Raw genomic sequence first — 19,762 nt, forward strand, 5'->3', positions numbered from 1 at the left:
CGTGGCGGGCGGGCCGGGCGGGGCGGGGCGGTCTGCGTGTGCTCTTCTGCGGGATCAATCCCGGACTCCTCTCCGCCGCGACGGGCCACCACTTCGCCCGCCCCGGCAACCGGTTCTGGCCCGTCCTGCACCTCTCGGGCTTCACCCCGCGCCGGCTGGCCCCCGCGGAACAGGAAGAGCTGCTGACCTACCGCCTCGGCATCACCAACGTCGTGGCCCGGGCCACGGCCCGCGCCGACGAGCTGAGCGCCGAGGAGTTCCGCGAGGGGGGCCGCATCCTGACGGCCAAGGTGGAACTGCTGCGCCCCCGGTGGCTCGCGGTGGTCGGCGTCACGGCCTACCGCACCGCCTTCGGCGAGCGGAAGGCCCAGATCGGCCCCCAGGAGCGGACCATCGGCACCACCCGCGTCTGGGCCCTCCCCAACCCGAGCGGTCTCAACGCCCACTGGACCGCCGAGTCCATGGCCCAGGAGTACGCCCGCCTCCGCACGGCCGCGGAAGCCTCCGAAGCCGCCGACGACTAGGTCGTCTCTTTCGGATCTTGTCGGGCCCGGCAAGATCCGGAAAGGGACGGCCTAAAGCGGATCGGTGACGGTGACCCCTGCCATCAGCTGGTAGGGGTCCTCCTCGGACCACTGCGCCACGTAGGCCACCAGCCAGTGGTCTCCGACCCGCCACAGGTGCACGTGGTCGGTGCAGTCGCCGATCTCCCCCCACGGCTGCGGTATCTCCTCCCCGCCGAAACCGCGGTCCCTCAGCGTTCCCAGGCCGAAGACCTGCGGCTCCCCCCACCGGTCGGTCACCGCCTGGGCGAGCGCCCCGTACTCGGCACCGATCTGGTCGGCCGCCTCGATCCGGCCCGTGCAGTCGTCGTCCCAGAAGTCCTGTGTCCTGGCGAGCTGGACCAGGTGGAATCCCGGGCCGCTGCTGTTTCCTCCGGTCCGGACCGGCTCGGGCGGGAACTCCTTCGCCCGGAGCCGGTCGATCGTGTCGAGGTGCTCTGCCGTGGTCATACCGTCAGTATCCCGAGGGCCACTGACAACTGGCCCGACGTCACGCGTCCCGGCGCCGCACCGCCAGCCAGCCTCCCAGCACCGCGACCGCCGCCCACAGCGCCAGCACTCCCAGACCGGCCCACGGGCCGAGGTCACCGTACGACTGACTGCGCATCATGGCCTGTCCGGCCCGGTCCGGCATGAACTGCCCGACCCCGCTCGCCGCCGAACCGACGACGAAGGACACCATGACGACGAAGGGTATGAGGATGCTCAGGACGGCCACGCCGCTGCGCAGCACCGCTGTGAGTCCGGCCGCGAACAACGTCATGAGCGTCAGGTAGAGGCCGCAGCCGACGACAGCCCGCACGGTGCCGGGGTCGCCCAGTGCGAGGGCGCGCTCTCCCATGAACGCCTGGCCGGCCGTGAAGGTCAGCAGGCCGGTGAACTGGCCGACGACGAGGGCGAGCGCCCCGAGCATCGCGATCTTCGACAGGTAGAACCGGGTGCGGTCGGGCACCGCGGTGAGGCTGGTGCGCAGGGCTCCGTTGTGGAACTCGGCGGAGAAGGCCGTCGCGCCGAAGGCGATGGCGGCTATCTGACCGAAGTTGAGCCCGTAGAAGGCGGCGAGGAGCGGGTCCTCCCCCATATCGCCCTCGTCGGCCTCGCCCAGTGCCGCGGCCGTCAGAGCCTGGACGCCCACCGTGGCGATGAGGATGGATATCAATGACCAGAAGGTGCCCCGGAGGCACCGGATCTTGATCCATTCCGAGTGCAGTACGGCGGTTGTGGGCAGAGCGGCGCTCATGGCGAAGCCTCCTGGAAGTGCGGGAGCGGGTGGTCGGTCAGTGGGTCGCGGTGAACTGCGCGTGATCGGCGGTGAGGTCGAGGTAGGCCTGCTCGAGCGAGGCGCGCTCGTCGGACAGTTCCAGCAGGGGAACCCCTTCTCGGGCGGCGAGGCTGCCGAGCTGCTCGGCCCGTATGCCCTCGACGGTCCATCGCCCCTCGGCCGAGGAGGCCAGCTCGAAGCCGTCCCGGGCCAGCGCGGCCCGTAGCCGGACCGGGTCGGAGGTGCGCAGGCGCACCCTGGGGGCGCTGCGGGCGTCGATGAACTCCTCCATCGAGGTGTCGGCCAGCAGCCTGCCGTTGCCGAGCACGACGAGGTGGTCGGCCAGCGCCGAGGTCTCCGACATCAGGTGGCTGGAGACCAGGACGGTGCGTCCTTCGGCGGCGAGGGAGCGCATCAGCTCGCGGATCCAGATGATGCCCTCGGGGTCGAGGCCGTTGGTGGGCTCGTCCAGCAGGAGCACCCCGGGGTCGCCCAGCAGCGCGGCGGCGATGCCGAGGCGCTGGCGCATGCCGAGTGAGAAGGACTTGATCCGCCGCTCGGCGACGGAGGCTATGCCGGCCTGCTCCAGGACCTCGTCCACCCTGCTCGCGGGGATGCGGCCGGCCGCGGCGAGCAGGCGGAGGTGGTCGCGGGCGGCCCGCCCGCCGTGACCCGCCTGGGCGTCCAGGAGAGCGCCGACCCGGTGCAGCGGGTCGGGCAGGTCGAGGTAGTGCCGGCCGCCGATGGTGGCCGTGCCGGATGTGGGCCGGTCCAGACCCAGGAGCAGGCGCATCGTGGTGGATTTCCCCGCGCCGTTGGGACCCAGGAATCCGGTGACCCGCCCGGGCAGGACGTCGAAGGTGAGGCCGTCCACCGCGCGGTGGGTGCCGTATCGCTTGGTGAGTTCTCGGATCTCGATGCTGTTCATGGCTCAAGACTCGCCGCCGGCCCCAACCCCTTCCCTCCCCCATGCGAGGGTGCCGTCTCCCCCACGTGGGGGAGACGGCCGCGAGCAGCGCGCTGCCACCATGGAGTCATGAACCGACTGCTGCGCGCCCCGTTCCAACCAGTGACCTATTCACGCTGGTTGCACCTCTGCGTGCCGCTGCTGCTCCTGGCCGTATGGATGTTCATCATGCCCCGGTGGCCCTGGGTGCCGCTGCTGCTCGTCCTGCCGTTCGGGCTGGTGCCCTGGGTGCGGCTGGCGGAGGGTCTTCAGGCGCGGTTCCTACTGACGCCGTACGACCGCGACTCCTCCGACAGCGCCATAAGCCTGGCTCCGTCGGCCCACTGGGGAGACCGCTGGCGCACCGTGCTGTGGCTGGAGACGCGGATGGTGATCGCGGTCGGTGCGTTCGGCGCCACGGTCTGGCTGTCGGCGATGGCGGTGGAGCTCGTCGCGATAGCGATCGGCCATCCCCTGGGTTCGGACCTCTTCCTGCCGTTCGTACCCGGGCGCTGGGTCGCCGCACTGCTGGTGCCCGTGCCGTTGGTCGTCCTCATCGCCATCGTGACCCTGCTCGGCGAGTTGATCACCACGGCCGCCACCCGCCTGCTCAGCCCGTCCGCCGCCGAGCGGCTGACCGCGCTGGAGGCACGCACGGAGCAGTTGTTGGAGCGCACCCGCATCGCGCGGGAACTGCACGACTCCATCGGGCACGCCCTCACCGTGGCCGTCGTGCAGGCGGGCGCGGCCCGCGCCGCGGGTGATCCCGCCTTCACCGATCGGGCGCTGTGCGCGATCGAGGAGACGGGCCGGGCCGCGCTGGAGGATCTGGAGCGGGTGCTGGGAGTGCTGCGGGAGTCGGGACAGCCACCGTCGCGGGGGCCGACGCTGGTGGAGGCCGACCGGCTGCTGGAGTCGGCCCGGGCCTCCGGCTCCGCCGTGGACGCGCAACTGACAGGGCCGCTGGAGAAGTTGCCGGCTCCGGTCACCCGGGAGGGTTACCGGATCCTGCAGGAGGCTCTGACCAACGTACTGCGGCACTGCGGTCCCGTGCCGGTGCGTGTGCGGGTGGAGATGACGGCGGGCCGGCTGGACCTGGAGGTGACCAACCCCCTGCCGGAACGCCCGGGGGTCACGGTCGGTGGCGGCAGCGGGCTGCGCGGGATCCGGGAGCGGGCCGCGCTGCTCGGCGGGGAGGCCGAGACCGGTCTGTACGAGGGGGGTTGGAGAGTGCACGCCCGGCTGCCGCTGGAGCGAATACGCTGACCGGATGCCGGTTACCGTACTGCTCGTCGACGACGAGCCCTTGGTGCGTGCGGGTCTGCGCGCCGTCCTGGACGCCCAGCCCGACATCGAAGTGGTGGGTGAGGCGGCCGACGGGGCCTCCGTGATCCCCCTGGTCCGGCAGTTGCGGCCGGATGTGGTGGCGATGGACGTGCGGATGCCGCTCCTCGACGGGATCGAGGCGACCCGTGCGGTGCTGCGGACGGTGGACTCCCCGCCGAAGATTCTCGTGGTGACCACCTTCGAGAACGACGAGTACGTCTACCAGGCGCTGCGGGCCGGCGCGGACGGGTTCCTGCTGAAGCGGGCCCGGCCTTCGGAGATCGTGCACGCGGTACGGCTGGTGGCGGAGGGCGAGACACTGCTCTTCCCGGCGGCGGTGCGGGCGCTGGCCGCCGAGTACGGGAACCGGCAGGCCCGGGCGGTGCTGGAGCGGGCCGCCCTGACCGAGCGGGAGGAGGCGGTCCTGCGGCTGATGGCGCGGGGGCTCACCAACGTGGAGATCGCCGCCGAGCTGATCATCGGTACGGAGACGGTCAAGTCCCACGTCAGCGCGATCCTGGCGAAGCTGGGGGCGCGGGACCGGACCCAGGCGGTGATCACGGCGTACGAGTCGGGGTTCGTCTCCCCCGCATGAGGGAAGGTCTGCTTCCGGCCGATGGGGGGCTGCTTCTCGCCGACGCACCGGGCGGGCAGTACGATCCGGCTGACAAGCTCGCTACCTGGGAGGACACACGTTGGGGCAGCTGACCGGCGGGGACCCCTCTCTGCTCCGGCGGATCAATTCCGCCGTGGTGCTGCGCGCACTGCGGACGGCCGGATCGCCGACCCTCACCGACCTCACACGGCTGACCGGGCTCTCCCGGCCGACCGTCGAGGGGGTCGTGGAGGGGCTGATCGCCACCGGGCTCGTGGTCGAGGCGGAGGCGGAGGAGGGCGCGCGGCGGCAGGGCCGCCCGGCCAGGCGGTTCCGGTTCCGGACCGAGGCGGGGCACCTGCTGGGCATCGAGATCGGATCGCACCGGATCGCGGTGCTGCTGTCCGGGCTCGACGGCCGGGTCATCGGCGCCGGCACCAAGGACGTCGCGGAGACGGCGTCCGCCGATGAGCGGCTGGAGAAGGTACGGGCGGCCGTCGCCGATCTGCTGCGCCGCGCCGGGGTGCCGCGGGACTCGCTGCGGGCGGTGGGCGTCGGCAGCCCCGGCATCGTGGAGGCGGACGGTACGGTCCGCCTCGGTACCGCGCTGCCCGGCTGGACCGGGCTGCCGCTCGGGGAACGGCTGCGGCGCTCCTTCCGCTGCCCGGTACAGGTGGAGAACGACGCGAACGCGGCCGCGGTCGCCGAGCACTGGAAGGGTGCCGCGCGGGACACCGGCGACATGGTGTTCGTGATGGCCGGGCTCAGCCCCGGGGCCGGTTCGCTGATCGGCGGCAGGCTGCACCGGGGGTTCGGTGGAGCGGCCGGCGAGATCGGCGCCCTGCACCTGCTGGGCCGTGAGGTCACGCCCGAGCGGTTGCTGTCGACCACGGGTGAGCCGCTGCATCCGCTGGACGAGGCTGCCGTCGCCGAGGTCTTCGCGATGGCCGAGCGCGGCGACGAGCGGGCGGTGGCCGCCGTGGAGCGGTTCCTGCAGCGGCTGGTGCACGACGTGGCGGCGCTGGTCCTGGCGATGGATCCGGAGCTGGTGGTCGTCGGCGGCTGGGCGGCCGGCCTGGACGGGGTCCTGGAGCCCCTCCGCCAGGAACTGGAGCGCTACTGCCTGCGCCCGCCGAGGGTGGCCCAGTCGATGCTCGGCGAGGCCGCGGTGGCGACCGGAGCCCTGCGGCTCGCGCTGGACCACGTCGAGGAGGAACTCTTCGCGGTGGAGAAGACGGTCACGGCCCGCCGCTGACCCCGCCGTGGATCCGGTCCGGCACGGGCTTCTCGGGTTGCCCGTCGTCAACGGGCAACCCGAGGACGGTCACCGCGTCCGGATACCGCGGTCAGTCGGTCCAGACGTCCCACCACTGCTGCGACTGAAAATTCTTCTGCCACAGCTGGACGCGGGCTCCGTTGCCCACGACGTTCGCGTCGCGGTCCATGACGATGTTGCCGCCGCCGTAGAAGCGGGCGTTGTAGATCGCACGGTCCCCGGACGGGTGGGACCAGCTCTGCTGCGGGGTGTTGTTGCAGTCCCAGATCTGCACCTTGGTGCCGTTGCGGCCAGCGCCGTTGAGGTCGGCGTCCAGGCATTTGCCGGGGAAGCGGTAGCTCTCCAGCGCGCCGTTGTTCCAGAGGTACCAACGCTGCTGGGTGGAGCCGTTGCACTGCCAGATCTGGACGACCGTGCCGTTGCCGCCGCCGTTCGCGTCCACGTCCAGACACTGCGTGGTGGGACGCTTGGCGAAGTCGTTGGTGATCCGCACGGGCTGGTTCAGTAATCGCTGCGGCGCGGGGGCCGCCACGCCAGGTGTCGCAACGGTCCAGTGCACGGGCGCGGGCCCGCTCCGGTCCAAGGCGGCATGCGTACCGGTGGGGTCTGCGCCGGCGGTTCCGGTGAGAGCGGTGGCGAGGACTGCGACGGCGGCTGTGGTGACCGCCACCGATCGGACGATGCGAGGCACGTTCTTTCCCTCCTGGCTCTTCGGGTGCGTGCGTGAGGCGCAGCGGCAGGCCGGGGTGCCACGGTGGTACGCGTGCCGGTGCCACGGGCCGGGAGACAGCTGAACACAGCCCGAGCCCCTGTGTCAGGGCGCCTATCGGCCACGGAGGTTCGGCAGTAGCGGCCGAGGAGTCGGCGGCGCCCGGGGCCGGGCGGGGCGGGCGTGGCGCTCCACCGATGCCCCGTCAGGCCCGGACCTGCGCGTCCTCATGGTGCGCGGCAGTGATCCGGGCACGCCGCCACCCGGCTACCGTGCCTGGGCTGTTCCTCGGCGTGGGCGACCTTCAGGGCACGCGAACGCGCGGCCGCTCTCGAACGGCGGCGTGGCGACCGGGAAGCCTCGCACAGGGTCGCGTCAGGAGGCGACGCGCGGCTCGTGGGTGATCTCGACGTTGCCCGAGTCCCCGAAGGTGAGGCGGCAGGTGTCCGCGCGGTAGGTGGCCACCGAAACCGCCGCCGTGCCAGCGGTGGTGAAGTAGCGCGTGGTGACCACGAGCACCGGGGCGCCGGGCAGACGGTCCAGCTCCTTGGCGTCGTCGGCGCGGGCGGAGCCGAGCTCCACCGAGCGGTCCTGCCCGTCGAGCACCAGCCGCTGCAGCTCGCGCAGGACGGCGCGGGCGCGGGCCGGGCCGGCCGGGGCCTCGATGGCGGGGAGTCCGGGCACCGACGCGGCGGGGACGTAGAGCAGTTCGGCGGCGACGGCCTGACCGTGGGTGACACGGGTCCGGCGCACCGTGTGCACCGGCTGGTCGGCGGCGAAGGCGCCCCCGGTTCCGAGGAGTTTCAGCACCGCGGCCGTCGGCAGGGTCTCGGCCGCGTCCACCGGCTCCCAGCCGTCGACGCTCTCGCCCGGCCAACTGTGCTGCGCGCTGCCCACGGCGACGCCGACGCGCGGCGGGGCGACGGTGGTGCCCACGCCGCGGCGACGCTGCAGCCGGCCTTCGAGTTCCAGCTGCTCCAGCGCCTGACGCAGGGTCGCGCGGGCGACACCGAAACGGGCGGCGAGCTCACGCTCGTTGGGCAGCACCTCGCCGACGGCGAAGTCCTGGTCGAGCGCCTCGCTGAGGACGGTCTTGAGGTGCCAGTACTTCGGCTCCGGTGCCGTTTCGAGCTGCGTGGTCCCCACCCTGACTCCTCCTGCCATCGCTGCACTCGCCGTGTGTTCCAGCGGCAGTTCCGCGCCTTTGTTTATTAAAGGTTCCTGCACTATCCCTGCGACGATAGGACGGCACACCCCCTTGGTCAAGACCAATGCTCATACCTTTGCCGGGCAGAACGGGCATACGTATCAAGCCGTTCATGGGATGTTCTCGTGGGCACGGAAGGCTTGTAGTCAAGGGCTACCGGACGGTAATCATGGCGGTAGGCACTACTGACATCCTGTCTCGCACGCGTCCAACCGACGAGGAGCAGCATGACCGCCACGGTCTCCTTCACGATCGATTCGCCGCTCGGCCCCCGCCCCACCACCATCGCCTACGAGCGCAAAGGCGCCGGCGAACCCCTTCTCCTGCTGCACGGCATAGGCCATCACCTCCAGGCCTGGGACCCGGTGATCGACATCCTGGCCGCCGAGCACGACGTGATCGCCGTCGACCTGCCCGGCTTCGGCACCTCGGAGCCCCTGCCCAAGGGGGTTCCGTACTCCCTGGGGACGGTGGCTCCGGCCCTCGGGGCGCTCTGCACGGCCCTCGGCGTCGAGCGCCCGCACGTCGCGGGCAACTCGCTCGGCGGTCTGCTCGCCCTCGAAATGGGTCGGAGCAACCTCGTCCGCTCCGTCACCGCCCTCTCCCCCGCCGGATTCTGGACCGAGGCCGAGCGCCGCTACGCCTTCGCCACCCTCCTCGCGATGCGCGCCGGCGCCAAGGCGCTGCCCCTGCCCGCCGTCCGGCGGCTCTCGCGCACCGCCGCCGGGCGCGCCGCGCTCACCGGCACCATCTACGCCCGCCCGTCCCGCCGCCCGGCCGAGGCCGTCGTCGCCGAGACCCTCGCCCTGCGCGATGCCACCGGGTTCGTGGACACGCTGGCCGCGGGTGGCTCCGTACGCTTCACCGACGACGTACCCGGCATGCCGGTGACCATCGCCTGGGGCAGCCGCGACCGGCTGCTGCTGCGCCGCCAGGGCATCCGCGCCAAGCACACGGTCCCCGGCGCCCGACTGGTCCGGCTCCCGGGCTGCGGCCACGTCCCGATGAACGACGATCCGGCGCTCGTGTCCCGGGTGGTGCTGGACACGGCCCGCAGCGCGCGGCTCGTGGCCGCCTGAAGAGCCTGACCGGATCGGCCGGTCCTGGATCGGCCGGGTCCTGGGCCGGCCGGATCGGGTTCCGGATCGACCGGATCCGCCGAACATCTGAACAGGTGAACGAATGAGCGGCTGACGGCTGTTCATCCGGGGTTCGCGTGGGCGACGCGGCCGGGCCTGTGTGCGACGGCACGCTGGTCCGACCCGTCCTCGCCGGCCCCAGGAGACGTACCGATGGCATCGATCCCGCACACCCGACGGTCCCTCATCGGCGGTTCCCTCGCCCTGTCCTCCGCGCTGATCGCCGCCCCGGCGCTCGCCGTCCCCGCCTTCGCGCGCTCCGGCCGACCGGCCGCGCTCTGGGGCGTCCAGTCCGGCGAGATCACCGCCCACTCGGCCACCGTGTGGACCCGTTCCGACCGCCTGGCGCGGATGTACGTCGAGACCTCGCCGAGCGAGGCGTTCCGCTACGCCGTACGCCGCCACCGCGGCCCGCTGCTGGGCCCGTCGAGCGACTTCACCGGCACCACCGTGCTGCGCGACCTGCCGCCCGGCCGGCAGATCCACTACCGGGTCGTCCTGACCGACCCCGACGACCCCCGCCGCAGCTCCGCACCGGTCCACGGCACCTTCCGCACCACCCCCGTCTCCCGCCGCCACGACGTGCGCTTCCTGTGGTCCGGCGATCTGGCGGGCCAGGGCTGGGGCATCAACCCCGATCTCGGCGGCTACCGCGTCTTCGAGGAGATGCGGCTGCGCGACCCCGACTTCTTCCTCTTCAGCGGGGACACCATCTACGCCGACGGGCCGATCAACGCCACCGCGCCGCTGCGCGACGGCAGCCTCTGGCGCAACGTCACCACCGAGGAGAAGGCGAAGGTCGCCGAGACGCTCGCCGAGTTCCGCGGGAACTTCCGCTACAACCTGCTCGATCGCAATCTGCTCGGCTTCAACGCCCAGGTCCCGGTCCTCGCCCAGTGGGACGACCACGAGGTGCGCAACAACTGGTACCCCGGCCAGCTCATCGACGACCCCCGCTACACCGTCAAGGAGGCCGACACCCTCGCCGCCCGGGCCCGCCAGGCCTTCGGCGAGTACTTCCCCGTCACCGACCTGCGCGGCGGACGCGCCGAGGGCCGGATGTACCGGGTGATGCGGTACGGCCCGCTGCTCGACGTCTTCGTCCTCGACATGCGCACCTACCGGAACGCCAACTCCCCCGGCACCCAGGCCGAGGACCCCATCGGCATCCTCGGCGCCGAGCAGCTGGCCTGGGTCAAGCGCGAGCTGTCCCGCTCCCGCGCCACCTGGAAGGTCATCGCCGCCGACATGCCGCTGGGCATCGTCGTCCCCGACGGGGCCGCCAACTTCGAGGCCGTCGCCCAGGGCGACCCGGGCGCACCGCTCGGCCGCGAGCTCCAGATCGCCGAGCTCCTGCGGCACATCAAGCACCAGCGCATCACGGGCACCCTCTGGGTCACGGCCGACGTGCACTACACCGCCGCGAACCACTACGCGCCGGAGCGGGCGGCCTTCACCGACTTCGCGCCGTTCTGGGAGTTCGTGTCCGGCCCGATCGGCGCGGGCGGCTTCCCGGCCGGGCGGCTCGACGCCACCTTCGGCCCGGAGACCGCTTACGTACAGTCGGCCCCCTTCGCCAACATGTCACCGTCCGAGAACCCGCCGTACTACGGTGAGGTCGACATCGACGGCGGCAGCGGGGAGCTCACCGTCCGCCTGCGCCGCCAGGGAGGGGGCGTACTCTTCACGCGGACGCTCCGACCCGGGCGCGTGGGCCAGTGACGCCCGGAAGCCTCGGGCAACCCCCGGGAGATCCCCGCGAGCCCCGGATCCCGCGGGAGGATCGACCCCTCGGGCCTGCAATTCGGAAATGACCCGGAAAACTGGGTGAAATCGGCCAGATGGACACTTAACCAGTCGGTCACAGATCGTTCGTGATCACGCAACACCCCTGCGCCACAGTGGTGTGCATGACTGACCGTAACCCCGCCTCCGTCCACCGTCCCCACCGTCACCACTGGCGCCGTGACGTCGTCGAACTCGCCGCGATGTTCTGCGCCGTCGCGGTCGCCGACGCCATCGCCAATCTCGTCGTGCACGGCCCGAGGGGCCCGGTCCTGCTCGTGGCCTCGGCCGTCGTACTCCTGGTGACGGCGGCCTTCCACACCTGGTGGGCCCGGCGCCACAGCCATGCGCCCCCGCCGCGGAGCACAGCCCCCACCGATCCGGAGCCGCTCCCGTCGACAGGCTCCGGCGCGACCACAACCGCGACGGCCACCGCGAGCAGCACCACCCTCTGGCGGATGCGCACGACCGTACGGGACGAGCCGGGCTCCCTGGCCGCCCTCTGCACCGCCCTCGCCCGCAACAGCGTCGACATCCTGAACCTCCAGACGCACCCGCTCCCCGAGGGCGGCACCGTCGACGAGTTCCTGCTGCGCGCCCCGCAGGAACTGCCCTCCGCCGACCTCAGCCGGGCCGTCTCCCGGGCCGGCGGCCACAGCACCTGGATCGAGCGCGCCGACGCCCACGACCTGGTCGACACCCCGACGCGGGTCCTCGGCCTCGCCACCCGCACCGCCCTGGACGCCGCCGAGCTTCCCCTCGCCCTGCGTCAGCTGCTCGGCCGCTGCACGATCCACTCGATCCCGGCGACCACCCTCTCCGGCCGCCCCAACGCCGGCGCGGACGCCCCGGTCGAGGGGGTCCTGGAGGCCACGGTGATGCGGCTGCGCGACCCCTCCGGCGGTGCGATCACCGTGGAGCGGCCGTACCTGCCCTTCACCCCGACCGAGTTCGCCCGGGCCCGCGCCCTCGTCGAGCTCGACGCCCGGCTCGGCCCCCGCGTCCCGCGCAGCCAGGACGTACTGACCCTGCCCGAGGGCAACGAGATCACCGTGCGCCGCGCCGACGGCTCCGACCTGCCGGCGGCCCGCGCCATGCACGACCGCTGCTCCGAGCGCACCCTGTCGCTGCGCTACCACGGCCCCGTCAACGACGCCGACCGCTACCTCGGCCACCTGCTGAGCCCCCGCTTCGGCCGCACCCTCGCCGCGACCACCGCCTCCGGCAAGCTCGTCGCCCTCGGCCACCTGCTGTGGGACGGCGACGAGACCGAGGTCGCCCTGCTCATCGAGGACGACTGGCAGCGCCGCGGCATCGGCTCCGAGCTGCTGCGCCGGCTCCTCGCGATGGCCGTCGAGGCCGGGTGCGACAGCGTGTACGCCGTCACCCAGGCCTCCAACACCGGCATGGTCGCCGCCATGCGCGGCCTCGGCCTCCCCCTCGACTACCAGATCGAGGAGGGCACCCTGGTGATCACGGCCCGGCTGGACGCGAACCCGGTCAGCTCCCGCCTGCCTTACGAGCCGCCCTACGAGCTGCCCCGCGAGCTCCCGTACGAGCTCCCCCACGAGCTCCCCCGCGAGCAGTCGGCTCCGCGCCGCCGCCGCTGAACGATCCGTCCGGACAACCGGGACCCCGACCGGGTACCGGCTCCGGCGGGAGGGCGGTTCCGGCGGAATCCGGCCAAGCTGCGCGCGCACCGTCCCCGGCGACGTTCCCGCCGGGGACGTGAAGTCGCTTGTCCAGCACGGTGGTTGAAGGTTTTTCGCACGGACTGGCGACCTCGCTCCGGCCCGCGTCAGCAGTGCGACGGCAATCGGTGATGACGGGAACCCGTCCCGCATACGAAGATGTCCGCATGTCAGAGACCCTCCACAACGGCAGTGCACCTCGGCTGCCCCGCCAGGTGGCCGACGCATACGTCGACGACCTCATCGCCCTCGACCCGATCACGGGCACCTACCTCGGTGTCGCCGCGAGTTCGAGCAAGCTCCCGGACTTCTCTCCGGCGGGCCGTGCGGCCCTGGCCGAGCTCATCCGCGAGACCCTCACGCGCCTCGACGCCGCCGAGTCGGTGCCCGGCGCCGACAGCGACGCCGAACGCCGATGTGCCCGGCTGCTGCGCGAGCGCCTCACCGCCGAGCTCGCCGTGGTGGAGGCCGACGAGGACCTGTGCGCGGTCAGCAACATCCACAGCCCCGCCCACTCCGTCCGTGAGATCTTCTCCCTGACCCCCTCCGACACCGACGAGGACTGGGCGGCGATCGCCGAACGCCTGCGGGCCGTACCGGCCGCCTTCGACGGCTACCGCGAGAGCCTCGAACTGGGCCTGGAGCGCGGCCTGTACGGTGGCCCGCGCGCCACCACCACCATGATCGGCCAGCTCACGACCTGGGTCGGCCAGGACGGCTCCGAGGCCCCCTTCTTCGAGGGCTTCGTCTCCGCCGGTCCCGACTCCCTGCGCACCGAACTCGACGCCGCGGCCGCGGGCGCGACCGCCTCCGTCGTCGAACTCCGCGACTGGATGAGCTCGGTGTACGCCCCGGCCGTCGAGGGCAAGCCCGACACCGTGGGCCGGGAGCGGTACGCCCGCTGGGCCCGGTTCTTCAACGGCACCGACCTCGACCTGGAAGAGGCGTACGCCTACGGCTGGTCGGAGTACCACCGGCTGCTCGCCGAGATGAAGTCCGAGGCGGCCAAGATCCTTCCGGGCGCCGGGCCCTGGGAGGCGCTCAAGCACCTGGACGAGCACGGCACGCACATCGAGGGCGTGGACGAGGTCCAGGCCTGGCTGCAGGGCCTGATGGACGAGGCCATCGAGAACCTCGACGGCACCCACTTCGAACTCGCCGAGCGCGTGCGCGAGGTGGAGTCCCGCATCGCCCCGCCGGGCGGCCCCGCGGCCCCGTACTACACGTCCCCCTCGGAGGACTTCTCCCGCCCGGGCCGCACCTGGCTGCCCACCATGGGCCTGACCCGCTTCGCCGTGTACGACCTGGTGTCCACCTGGTACCACGAGGGCGTGCCGGGCCACCACCTGCAGCTCGCGCAGTGGACGCACGTGGCGGACCAGCTCTCGCGCTACCAGGCCACCGTCGGCATGGTCAGCGCCAACGCCGAGGGCTGGGCGCTGTACGCGGAGCGGCTGATGGACGAGCTGGGCTACCTCAAGGACGCCGAGCAGCGCCTGGGTTACCTGGACTGCCAGATGATGCGCGCTGCGCGCGTCATCGTGGACATCGGTATGCACGTGGGCCTGGAGATCCCGGCGGACTCGCCGTTCCACCCGGGCGAGCGGTGGACGGTGGACCTGGCGCAGGAGTTCTTCGGCCTGCACAGCGGCCGGCCGGCGGACTTCGTCGAGAGCGAGCTGACCCGCTACCTGTCGATGCCGGGGCAGGCGATCGGCTACAAGCTGGGCGAGCGCGCCTGGCTGCTGGGCCGGGACAACGCGCGTGCCGCGCGGGGCGATTCCTTCGATCTGAAGGCCTGGCACATGGCGGCGCTTTCGCAGGGCTCGCTGGGTCTGGACGATCTGGTGGACGAGCTGTCGAAGCTCTGACACCTCGGCCGCGCCGGCGGCGGACGACGGACGACGGACGACGGACGGGCCGCTCATCCCCGGGGGATGGGCGGCCCGTCCTCGTCGGCGCCCGTAAGAGACACACGTCAGCAGCCGCAGTCGTCCGAGTCGGTCGGGGCGGTCAGCGGGTCGGCCTCGGCGCGCTGCCGGCCGCCCTGCCAGGTCTCGACCTCGAAGCCCTCGCGGATCCAGTACTCGATGCCGCCGAGCATCTCCTTGACCTGGAAGCCGAGTTCGGCCAGGGCGAGGGCGGAGCGGGTGCCGCCGTTGCAGCCGGGGCCCCAGCAGTACGTCACCACGGGGACGTTCTTGTCCAGGAGCCGCTCGGCCTGCTCGGGAATGAGGGCGGTGGGCAGGTGGACGGCACCGGGCACGTGGGCCTGGTCCCAGGACGGGGTGGAGCGGGAGTCGACGAGCTGGAAGCCGAGCTCGGCGCCCTGCTCACGGTGGGCCTTGAAAGCGGCGGCGACATCCGACACGTCCGCGTGGAAGGCCAGGCTCGCGGAGAAGTACGCGGCCGCCGCGGCCGGGGAGGCCGGGGGCACCCGGAGCACGGGGTTGGTGGTGGTCGCGGGGGCGGGGGCGGGGGTGGTGTTCTGCGTCGTCGTCATGGCAAGAAATCTACGATCTGTTGATCATCGCAGGAAGTGGCTTTCCCCGGCCTTCTCCTTGTCCGGCCGGGGAAATCCCTGCTAGACCTGCACCATGACCGACTATTCCCCTGACGCCACCGACTGGCGGATCCTCGAAGCCCTCCAGCGGGACGGGCGCGCCAGTTTCACCGAGCTCGCCCGCTCCGTGTCCATGTCCGCGAGCGCCGTCACCGAGCGGGTCCGCCGACTGGAGGAGAGCGGCATCATCACCGGCTACACGGCGGTGGTGGATCCGGAGAAGCTCGGCAAGTCGATCCTCGCGCTGGTGCGGCTGCGCTATCCGCACGGGAACTACAAGCCGTTCCACGACTTCCTGGAGACGGCCCCGGAGATCCTGGAGGCCCATCACGTGACCGGGGACGACTGTTTCGTCCTCAAGGTCGCGACGCGTTCGATGGCGCACCTGGAGGAGGTCACGGGCCGGATCTCGGGCCTCGGACCGGTGACGACGAGCATCGTGTACTCCTCGCCGCTGCCCCGCAGGCCGCTCAGTCCGTGAGCGCCGCCGCCCGGTGGCGCACCACGGAGCCGCCGCGCTGCTTGACGATCTCCAGCTGGGTCTGGACGCGGGTCCGCAGGTCGGCGACGTGGCTGACGATGCCGACGCTGCGGTCCCGCTCGCGCAGTGCGTCCAGGACGTCGAGCACCTCGTCCAGCGCCTGGTCGTCCAGGCTGCCGAAGCCCTCGTCGATGAAGAGGGTGTCGAGCCGCATGCCGCCCGCCTCGTCCGTGACCACGTCCGCGAGGCCGAGCGCCAGGGCGAGCGAGGCGAAGAAGGTCTCGCCGCCCGACAGGGTGGCGGTGTCCCGCTCACTGCCGGTCCAGGCGTCGACCACGTGCAGTCCGAGGCCGGAACGCCCCCGTCCGCTCGCCCGCGCGTCGGAGTGGACCAGGGTGTAGCGGCCGCCGGACATGCGCAGCAGCCGTACCGTCGCGGCGGCGGCCACCTGCTCCAGGCGGGCGGCCAGCACGTAGGCCTCCAGGCGCATCTTGCGCTCGTTGTCGGCGGAGGTGCCGGCGGTGAGTCCGGCCAGCCGGGCGACCCGGTCGTAGGCCTCGCGCAGCGGGCCGAGCGCGCGCAGTTCCTGCTCGGCCCGCCGGGAGAGCCGGTCGAGCTCCGCGCAGCGCACCCGGGCCGCGTCGGCCGCCGACCCCGCCGTACGAAGCTTCGCCGCGGCCGAGGTCGCAGCGGCCTCGGCCGCGTCCGGTGCGGCCGGAGGCAGGGCTGCCGCCAGGGCGGCGCCGGTCTCGCGACGGCGGTCCGCCAGCAGGGCCTCCTCCGTCTGCCAGGCGTCCATCCGGTGTTGGAGCGCGGTGCGTTCGTACTCCGGGAGCACCGCGTCGGCGGCGGCCTCGATGGTGTCGAACCCGGCCTTGAACGAGGCGTCGGCGAGTTGGTCGTCGGCCTCCTTCAGCCGGGCCGCGGTGGTCTCGGCCCGGCGCAGCGAGGTGGCCGCCCCGGAGACCATCCGGACCCGGTCCTCCAGGGTGCGGGCGCGGGCCGCGACGGTGGGCGCACCGTCCCGGACGAGGGCCAGTTCGGCCTCCAACCCGGCCTGTTCGCGGTCCAGGGCCTCGCGCCGGGAGGCCCTGGCGGCGGCCCGGGTCTCGGCGCCCTGCCGGTCGGCGCTGCGCGTGGCGTGCTCCCGCTCGGCCCGGGCGAGCTGTTCCCGGGCGGCGTGCAGGCCGGCGGCCGCGGCGTGGGCGGCGGCATGACGGGCGCTCAGGTCGGCGGTCAGGGTGAGCAGTTCGGCGGTGGTGGCGTCCCCGGCGGCGGCCGCGGCCTCGGCGCGGCCCCCCTGCGCGGCGGCGAGCCGGCGCTCGACGGCGGCCCTCGCCTGCTCGGCCCGTTCCAGATGGGCGTGGGCGGCGTCCTCGGCCGCGCGGTCCACGTGACCGGGGGCCGGGCGGGCCGGAGCGGGGTGCTCCGCGGACCCGCACACGGTGCAGGCCTCCCCCGCGACCAGTGCCTCGGCGAGCTCGGCGGCGATCCCGCGCAGCCGGGCCTCCTTGAGCTCCAGCCAGCGCTCCCGGGCGGCGGCCGACTCCTCGCGCAGGGTGAGCAGTTCACCGGCGGCGCGCGCCGCGTCGGCGTCGAGCTCGTCCCGTCGCCGGGCGGAGTTCAGCTGCATGCGGGCGGGTTCCAGTCGGCCCGCGAGCTGCTCGGCCAGGGTCGCGGCCTGCTGGGCGGCGTCGACGCGCTCCTGCAGCGCCGCACGGGTCGCCTCCCAGCGCTCCAGCCAATCGGCGGACTCCTGGTGCTGTTCCTCGGCGGCGCGGGACTCCCGTTCCAGGTCGGCCCGTTCGCGGCCGATCTCGGCGCTGCGCTGTTCGGCGCGCTGCGCCGCGCCGAGGGCGCCCAGGGCCTCGCGCAGGCGCTGTTCGACGTCGGCCAGCTGCTCGGCGCCCGCTTCCTTGAGCGTCGGCGGGAGCTGCGCCCGGGCGGAGGTCTCGGCGTGCGCGGCGGCCAGGTGCGCCGCGGAGGCGGCGCCGCGCAGTTCCAGGGCGGGGGCCACCAGGGCTCCACGCCGGGCCCGGTCCAGCAGCTCGCGCACGCGGTCCCGTTCGGGTTCGGCCTCGGCGAGCAGGGCGGCCCGCCGGAGGGTCTCCGCGTGCCGGCGCTGCAGCCGGTCGAGTTCCCGCGCGTCCTCGGCGGCCCGCCGGGCGGCGGCGTGCCGGCTCTCGACGGCGGCCAGCGCGTACTCGGCGACCTCGAGACGCTCGCGGGCCGCGCACCGGGCGACGGCCGCCCAGGCGCGGACGGCCTCGGCCAGTCCGGGATCGCCCGGCTGGTGGCCGGGCATCGGCCAGGCCCGCAGGTCGGCGCTGTCGCCGGCTGCCTGGGCGAGCCGCTGGGCGGTGTGCAGCACCTTCTCGTCGCCGGCGCGGACCCTGGCCTCGGCGGCCCGGCGGCGCTCGCCGAGCAGGGCCTCGACGGCTGCGAAGCGGCGGGTGTCGAAGAGCCGGCCGAGCAGTCGGCCGCGGGCCGCCTCGTCGGCGCGCAGGAACTTCGCGAACTCCCCCTGCGGCAGCAGCACGACCTGGCAGAACTGCTCGCGGCTCATGCCGAGCAGCTGCTCGATCTCCTCGCCGATCTCCTGGTGGGAGCGGCTGAGCGGCTCCCAGCCCTCGCCGGTGTGCTCGCGCAGCCGGCTCTGGGCCTTGTCCTTGGTGGTGCCGGTGCCGCGCTTCTTCGGGCGTTCCTGTTCGGGCCGCCGGGTGATCTCCAACCGGCGTCCGCCCGCGGTGAGTTCGAGGGTGACCTCGGTCGGGGTGTCGGCGGCGGCGTGGTCGCTGCGCAGGCTGGTGCCGGGGGCCTGACGGGGGCCGGGCACGGAACCGTAGAGCGCGTAGCAGACGGCGTCGAGCACGGAGGTCTTCCCGGCGCCGGTGGGTCCGTGCAGCAGGAAGATGCCGGCGCCGGACAGGGCGTCGAAATCGATCTCCTGGGGTTCGGCGAAGGGTCCGAAGGCGGTCACGGCCAGCCGGTGCAGCCTCATCGGTGGGTCTCCCGGTGGCTGTCGTCGGCTCGTACGTCGTCGAAGGCGCCCTGCAGGACGGCCCGTTCGGCCTCGTCGGCGTGGCCGCCGCCGCGCACGTGGGCGACGAAGTCCTCGGCGATCTCCTGGTCGCTGCGGCCCTTGAGTCGCTGGGCGTAGGAGGCGCCGGTCTCCTCCTGGCGGCCCTCGGGGTCGAAGGCGAGGGTGAGGGTGTGCGGGAAGCGGGCGGCGAGGCGGGCCATGGGGTCGTCGGGCCGGACCGGGTCGGTGAGGGTGGCCTCGACCCAGGCGTCCTCGTGCGCCTGGTGCGCCGGATCCCGCAGCAGGTCCTCCAGCCGCCCGCGCAGCCGGGCGAGGGTGCGGGGTACGGGGGTGTCGACGCGCTCGGCGTGGACGATGGCCCCTTCCGCACCCAGTTCGATCAGCCACATGGTCTTGCGGTGGTCGGCCTCGGAGAAGGAGTAGGCGAGCGGGGAACCCGAGTAGCGGACCCGTTCGTCGATGGTCTGGCTGCCGTGGAGGTGGCCGAGGGCGGCGTAGTCCACGCCGTCGAAGACCGAGGCGGGTACGGCCTCGACCCCGCCGACGGTGATGTCGCGCTCGCTGTCGCTGGCCTGTCCGCCGGTGACGAAGGCGTGCGCGAGGACGATCGAACGGGTGCCGGGGGCGCGGCGGGCGAGGTCGGCCCGGATGCGGTCCATGGCGGCGCCGAGGACCGCCTCGTGGCTCACCTTCTCGGCGCCGAACTGGTCCTTGACCAGGGCGGGCTCCAGGTACGGCAGCCCGTACAGCGCCACGTCACCGTGCGCGTCGGCCAGGACGACGGGGTCGGCGCAGCCGGCGGGGTCGGTGCGCAGGTGGATCCCGGCCCGGTCGATCAGTCCGGCGCCGACGCCGAGCCGGCGCGCGGAGTCGTGGTTGCCGGAGATCATCACGGTGGGCACGCCCAGGTCGGCCAGGCGGTGCAGGGCCCGGTCGTACAGCTCGACGGCGGGCAGCGGGGGTACGGCGCGGTCGTAGATGTCACCGGCGACCAGGACGGCGTCGACCTCGCGTTCGCGCACGGTCTCGATGAGGTGGTCGATGAAGACCGCCTGGGCGCCGAGCAGGTTGACCCGGTGGAAGGCCCGGCCGAGGTGCCAGTCGGAGGTGTGCAGGAACTTCACTCGCCGACCCCGCCGCGCATGCCGTCTCCCCCTGGTCGTCTCCCGCTCGCTGA

The 19,762-nt window shown here is 73.0% G+C and carries 17 protein-coding genes; 9 read left to right on the forward strand and 8 right to left on the reverse strand.

Features of this window, described 5'->3' with window-relative positions; genetic code table 11:
• The first annotated feature begins 32 nt into the window (after positions 1-32).
• Positions 33-524 carry a G/U mismatch-specific DNA glycosylase gene (gene mug, locus AB8A24_RS26945; RefSeq protein ID WP_369477850.1) on the forward strand — a complete coding sequence of 164 codons (492 nt, stop codon included), beginning with the start codon at positions 33-35 and terminating at the stop codon, positions 522-524.
• A gap of 51 nt (positions 525-575) precedes the next feature.
• On the opposite strand, the gene AB8A24_RS26950 is transcribed toward mug, so the two are convergent.
• From AB8A24_RS26950 to AB8A24_RS26960, 3 genes are read right to left on the reverse strand one after another with little or no spacing between them, the layout of a single operon-like run.
• A complete protein-coding gene (locus AB8A24_RS26950) occupies positions 576-1,013 on the reverse strand; it encodes a hypothetical protein (protein WP_328964278.1) in 438 nt (145 codons plus the stop codon).
• 40 nt (positions 1,014-1,053) lie between these two features.
• Positions 1,054-1,803, reverse strand: coding sequence for an ABC transporter permease (locus AB8A24_RS26955; protein ID WP_369477833.1), 750 nt, complete (start codon positions 1,801-1,803; stop codon positions 1,054-1,056).
• A 37-nt stretch (positions 1,804-1,840) separates the two neighbouring features.
• A complete protein-coding gene (locus tag AB8A24_RS26960) occupies positions 1,841-2,752 on the reverse strand; it encodes an ABC transporter ATP-binding protein (RefSeq protein ID WP_369477834.1) in 912 nt (303 codons plus the stop codon).
• Positions 2,753-2,860: 108 nt separating this feature from the next.
• On the opposite strand from AB8A24_RS26960, the gene AB8A24_RS26965 reads away from it, so the two are divergent.
• The 3 genes from AB8A24_RS26965 to AB8A24_RS26975 all read left to right on the forward strand — a co-directional run bounded on the left by AB8A24_RS26965 (position 2,861) and on the right by AB8A24_RS26975 (position 5,946).
• The gene (locus AB8A24_RS26965; RefSeq protein WP_369477835.1) at positions 2,861-4,036 is read left to right on the forward strand and encodes a sensor histidine kinase; all 1,176 of its coding nucleotides are present in this window, start codon (positions 2,861-2,863) and stop codon (positions 4,034-4,036) included.
• A 4-nt stretch (positions 4,037-4,040) separates the two neighbouring features.
• The gene (locus AB8A24_RS26970) at positions 4,041-4,691 is read left to right on the forward strand and encodes a response regulator transcription factor (RefSeq protein ID WP_030388177.1); all 651 of its coding nucleotides are present in this window, start codon (positions 4,041-4,043) and stop codon (positions 4,689-4,691) included.
• Positions 4,692-4,791: 100 nt separating this feature from the next.
• A complete protein-coding gene (locus AB8A24_RS26975; protein ID WP_266388825.1) occupies positions 4,792-5,946 on the forward strand; it encodes an ROK family transcriptional regulator in 1,155 nt (384 codons plus the stop codon).
• Between the two features lie 91 nt (positions 5,947-6,037).
• Here AB8A24_RS26975 and AB8A24_RS26980 read toward each other — a convergent pair whose 3' ends face one another.
• On the reverse strand, positions 6,038-6,637 hold the full coding sequence (locus tag AB8A24_RS26980) for an RICIN domain-containing protein (RefSeq protein WP_328964274.1): 600 nt from the start codon (positions 6,635-6,637) through the stop codon (positions 6,038-6,040).
• Between the two features lie 414 nt (positions 6,638-7,051).
• A complete protein-coding gene (locus AB8A24_RS26985) occupies positions 7,052-7,822 on the reverse strand; it encodes a GntR family transcriptional regulator (protein ID WP_266388829.1) in 771 nt (256 codons plus the stop codon).
• Positions 7,823-8,110: 288 nt separating this feature from the next.
• Between AB8A24_RS26985 and AB8A24_RS26990 the strand changes: the two genes are divergently transcribed.
• From AB8A24_RS26990 to AB8A24_RS27005, 4 genes are all read left to right on the forward strand, one after another.
• Entirely contained in the window at positions 8,111-8,962 is an 852-nt protein-coding gene (locus AB8A24_RS26990; protein ID WP_328964273.1) for an alpha/beta fold hydrolase, read from the forward strand.
• Positions 8,963-9,175: 213 nt separating this feature from the next.
• The gene (locus AB8A24_RS26995) at positions 9,176-10,744 is read left to right on the forward strand and encodes an alkaline phosphatase D family protein (RefSeq protein WP_328964272.1); all 1,569 of its coding nucleotides are present in this window, start codon (positions 9,176-9,178) and stop codon (positions 10,742-10,744) included.
• Between the two features lie 188 nt (positions 10,745-10,932).
• Complete coding sequence (locus AB8A24_RS27000; protein WP_369477836.1) at positions 10,933-12,417, forward strand: GNAT family N-acetyltransferase; 1,485 nt, start codon at positions 10,933-10,935, stop codon at positions 12,415-12,417.
• Positions 12,418-12,665: 248 nt separating this feature from the next.
• Positions 12,666-14,369, forward strand: a complete 1,704-nt coding sequence (locus AB8A24_RS27005) for a DUF885 domain-containing protein (RefSeq protein WP_328964270.1) — start codon at positions 12,666-12,668, stop codon at positions 14,367-14,369.
• A gap of 107 nt (positions 14,370-14,476) precedes the next feature.
• On the opposite strand, the gene AB8A24_RS27010 is transcribed toward AB8A24_RS27005, so the two are convergent.
• Complete coding sequence (locus AB8A24_RS27010; RefSeq protein ID WP_369477837.1) at positions 14,477-15,001, reverse strand: rhodanese-like domain-containing protein; 525 nt, start codon at positions 14,999-15,001, stop codon at positions 14,477-14,479.
• A 94-nt stretch (positions 15,002-15,095) separates the two neighbouring features.
• Here AB8A24_RS27010 and AB8A24_RS27015 point away from each other — a divergent pair, with 94 nt between their 5' ends.
• On the forward strand, positions 15,096-15,542 hold the full coding sequence (locus tag AB8A24_RS27015; protein WP_266388841.1) for an Lrp/AsnC family transcriptional regulator: 447 nt from the start codon (positions 15,096-15,098) through the stop codon (positions 15,540-15,542).
• On the opposite strand, the gene AB8A24_RS27020 is transcribed toward AB8A24_RS27015, so the two are convergent.
• Both AB8A24_RS27020 and AB8A24_RS27025 read right to left on the reverse strand, forming a co-directional pair.
• Positions 15,532-18,543, reverse strand: a complete 3,012-nt coding sequence (locus tag AB8A24_RS27020; RefSeq protein WP_369477838.1) for an AAA family ATPase — start codon at positions 18,541-18,543, stop codon at positions 15,532-15,534. The two genes, AB8A24_RS27015 and AB8A24_RS27020, sit on opposite strands and share 11 nt — an antisense overlap.
• Positions 18,540-19,709 (reverse strand): exonuclease SbcCD subunit D, encoded by a 1,170-nt coding sequence (locus AB8A24_RS27025; protein ID WP_328964268.1) that lies wholly within the window; start codon positions 19,707-19,709, stop codon positions 18,540-18,542. Before AB8A24_RS27025 ends, AB8A24_RS27020 begins: the two co-directional genes overlap by 4 nt.
• Between the last annotated feature and the right edge of the window lie 53 nt (positions 19,710-19,762).

This window comes from Streptomyces sp. BF23-19, from assembly GCF_041106355.1.
GTDB lineage: Bacteria > Actinomycetota > Actinomycetes > Streptomycetales > Streptomycetaceae > Streptomyces > Streptomyces virginiae_A.